Source organism: Amphibacillus indicireducens (assembly GCF_039539605.1).
Taxonomy (GTDB): domain Bacteria; phylum Bacillota; class Bacilli; order Bacillales; family Amphibacillaceae; genus Amphibacillus; species Amphibacillus indicireducens.
Window position 1 is genome coordinate 1 of record NZ_BAABDL010000056.1, and the last position, 2,916, is coordinate 2,916.

Here is a 2,916-nt window from a genome sequence, read left to right on the forward strand (position 1 = left end):
ATAACATTAATGTAATATTAAGGGGTCGTTTTTTCGATATTTATCACGAAGAATTTTTACTCTTCATAGCTGGTATTACCAGTACGTAAAAATAGAGGATCCCGAACAATTTGCTCAAGACCATAAAGCATTTTGTCAGGAACTCGGTTTAAAAGGGCGAATTTTAATTGCCAATGAAGGGATTAACGGAACAGCCTCCGGAACAATCGAAGCAACACAAGCCTACATGGATGCGATGCACGCTGATCCTCGATTCAGTCAAATGCCATTTAAAATTGACCCAGCAGACGGACATACTTTTCAGAAGTTAAAGGTCAAATCACGTCCAGAACTTGTTACCTTAAGATTAGGTGAAGAAGATATTAACCCGCTTAAGGTGACAGGAAATTATTTAGCGCCCGATGAGTTTTATCAAGCGATGCAAGACGAAAATACTGTCGTGATTGATGCACGTAACGATTACGAATACGACCTCGGTCACTTCCGTGGTGCCGTTCGTCCAGAGATTAAAACCTTCCGTGAACTACCAGATTGGATTGAGGAAAACCAAGAACAGTTTGAAGGTAAACGGATTTTAACTTACTGCACAGGCGGAATTCGTTGTGAAAAATTCTCCGGCTGGTTAGTTGAGAAGGGTTTTGACGATGTTCACCAACTCCATGGTGGCATTGCAACATACGCAAAACACCCTGAAGTTAAAGGCCAACTGTGGGACGGAAAAATGTACGTCTTTGATGAACGCATTAGCGTGCCAATCAACCAAGTTGAACACGTCATCGTCGGTAAAGATTATTTTGACGGAACACCGTGCGAAAGATACATTAATTATGGCAACCCATTTTGTAATCGACAATTCATTAGCTCCGAAGAAAACGAAGCAAAATATTTAGGTGGCTGTTCACACGAATGTCGCGTACACCCGAAAAATCGTTATATCGAAAGACATAATCTAACAACTGAAGAAGTTGAAGCACGTTTGAGTGCTTTGGAAGAAGAAACTACGAACACAATTTAATTAAAAACTATTAGACAACTCAGCATTCACCAAGCCTTTAGGCGAATGTTTTAGTTGCACTTATGTAGTAAGAAAGTTGTTATACTTTCTTATCTACCAAAAAAGTATCGATGTGCAAAATTGAGCATCGATACTTTTTTAATTAAATCATTATTTATTCAACATCAATTTTAACCGCATAATGAGCAGTTCCTCTGTTCCATTTCGCATAAATTTCGTAAACAACGTCACCCGTCTGATCTGTTAAAAAAGTCAGACCCTCAACAGCTATTTCACGGGTTTGCGCCAATCTGTTCCAAACATATACTTCGACTAACAAAGGATCATGATCAAAATCTAAAGAAATCTCCGCACCTAATTTAGTGTTTAGTCTGTTTTCCTGGTCAGTTACGAGTTCTGGTGGTGGTCCAGAATCAGCTTCAATCCCTGTGCCAGTTCCATCACGATTATGATACGACCAACTATAAGTTCCTAAAACAGCAAGAACTTCATGATTATTAGAACGAACAATTAATTCTGGTGGTTCTTTCAATTCTGTTTTCGAAGGTAATAACTCATCGTATTCATTTTGATGATCTGTTTCAGCTTCACGATCATTTTGCCCCGTAACACACCCCGTTAGAAAGATAGCAACCAAAATTAATACGATCTACCTTTTCAAAATAACCACCCCTTTAGATGATTAGTCGTACGGTTAAGGCATTAAGTTTCAAAAAAATCCTTAAGCATCTATTACTTAAGGATTTTCATCTTCACCAATAATTCTCACTTCACGTTCTAGCTCGACACCGAATTTTTCTTTAACCGTTTTTTGAACCATTTCAATCACAGCAATATAATCCGTTGCTGTTGCATTGTCCTTATTGACGATAAAGCCAGCATGCTTAGTCGAAACCTCTGCACCGCCAAAGCCTTTTCCTTGTAGGTCACTATCTTGAATCAATTTTCCAGCAAAATAACCCGGAGGTCGTTTAAACACACTACCGCACGATGGATATTCTAGCGGTTGTTTTGACTCACGTTTTTCTGTTAAATCGTCCATAATTGCTTTAATTTCTGTTTGATCACCTTGTGTCAATTTAAAATGTGCTTCGACAACAATATAGTCGTTATCTGGAATGTTGCTCGTTCGATAATCAAAATCAAATTGCTCATTTTTTAATGTTAAAAGTTCACCTGATCGATCGATGACAATCGCGTGATCGAGGCAATCCTTAATTTCGCCGCCGTAAGCACCTGCATTCATATATAAGGCACCACCAACAGTTCCCGGAATCCCACAAGCAAATTCTAATCCTGATAAAGATTGATCAAGTGCGTAGTAAGATGTGTCAATGATTCTCGCACCACTTCCAGCAATCACCATTTCACCTTGATGGCGAATCGTTTTCAAGTTTTTTAATGTCATGACAATCCCACGAATCCCACCATCTCGGACAATTAAATTCGATCCATTACCTAATAAGGTGAATGGAACATCAACCTCACTGGCAAATCGAACAATCGCTTGGATCTGCTCCACTGATTCAGGCATCACAAAAAAGTCAGCTGAACCACCGAGTTTAGTATACATATGATGCTTGATCTGTTCATCAATTAAGAGATGATCAGCACCAACAATTGAGATTAGTGTTTCTTTTATTAAATGACGTTCGGTCATTTCAATCATATCCTTTAATCATATATTGCAAATTCAAGTTTGCACAATCTCAATTATAACAGGGATGACCTTGGTTCGCCAATAGCAATTCAGGACTGATTTTGTCGTATCCGATTAAATTTTGCTCAGCAAATGGATTCTATATAAAAAAACAAATCTGCAGCAAAGTTACAGCCTAGATTATTCATAGCCCAATCATAAAACCTGAATAAACCGCATCAAATCAATTAAAAATAACCAA

Annotated in this window: 3 protein-coding genes; 1 reads left to right on the top strand and 2 read right to left on the bottom strand. The window is 38.2% G+C overall.

Features of this window, described 5'->3' with window-relative positions:
- Positions 1-52 precede the first annotated feature (52 nt).
- Positions 53-1,015 (top strand): oxygen-dependent tRNA uridine(34) hydroxylase TrhO, encoded by a 963-nt coding sequence (gene trhO, locus ABD814_RS05525; protein WP_344911161.1) that lies wholly within the window; start codon positions 53-55, stop codon positions 1,013-1,015.
- A 154-nt stretch (positions 1,016-1,169) separates the two neighbouring features.
- On the opposite strand, the gene ABD814_RS05530 is transcribed toward trhO, so the two are convergent.
- Positions 1,170-1,652: a hypothetical protein gene (locus ABD814_RS05530; protein WP_344911158.1), complete on the bottom strand. Its 483-nt coding sequence runs from the start codon at positions 1,650-1,652 to the stop codon at positions 1,170-1,172.
- 99 nt (positions 1,653-1,751) lie between these two features.
- On the bottom strand, positions 1,752-2,675 hold the full coding sequence (gene murB / locus ABD814_RS05535; RefSeq protein ID WP_344911159.1) for a UDP-N-acetylmuramate dehydrogenase: 924 nt from the start codon (positions 2,673-2,675) through the stop codon (positions 1,752-1,754).
- Positions 2,676-2,916: the final 241 nt, after the last annotated feature.

Coding starts and splice junctions, on each gene's coding strand:
- murB (WP_344911159.1), bottom strand. CDS start 2,675: ATGACCGAACGTCATTTAATAAAAGAAACACTAATCTCAATTGTTGGT.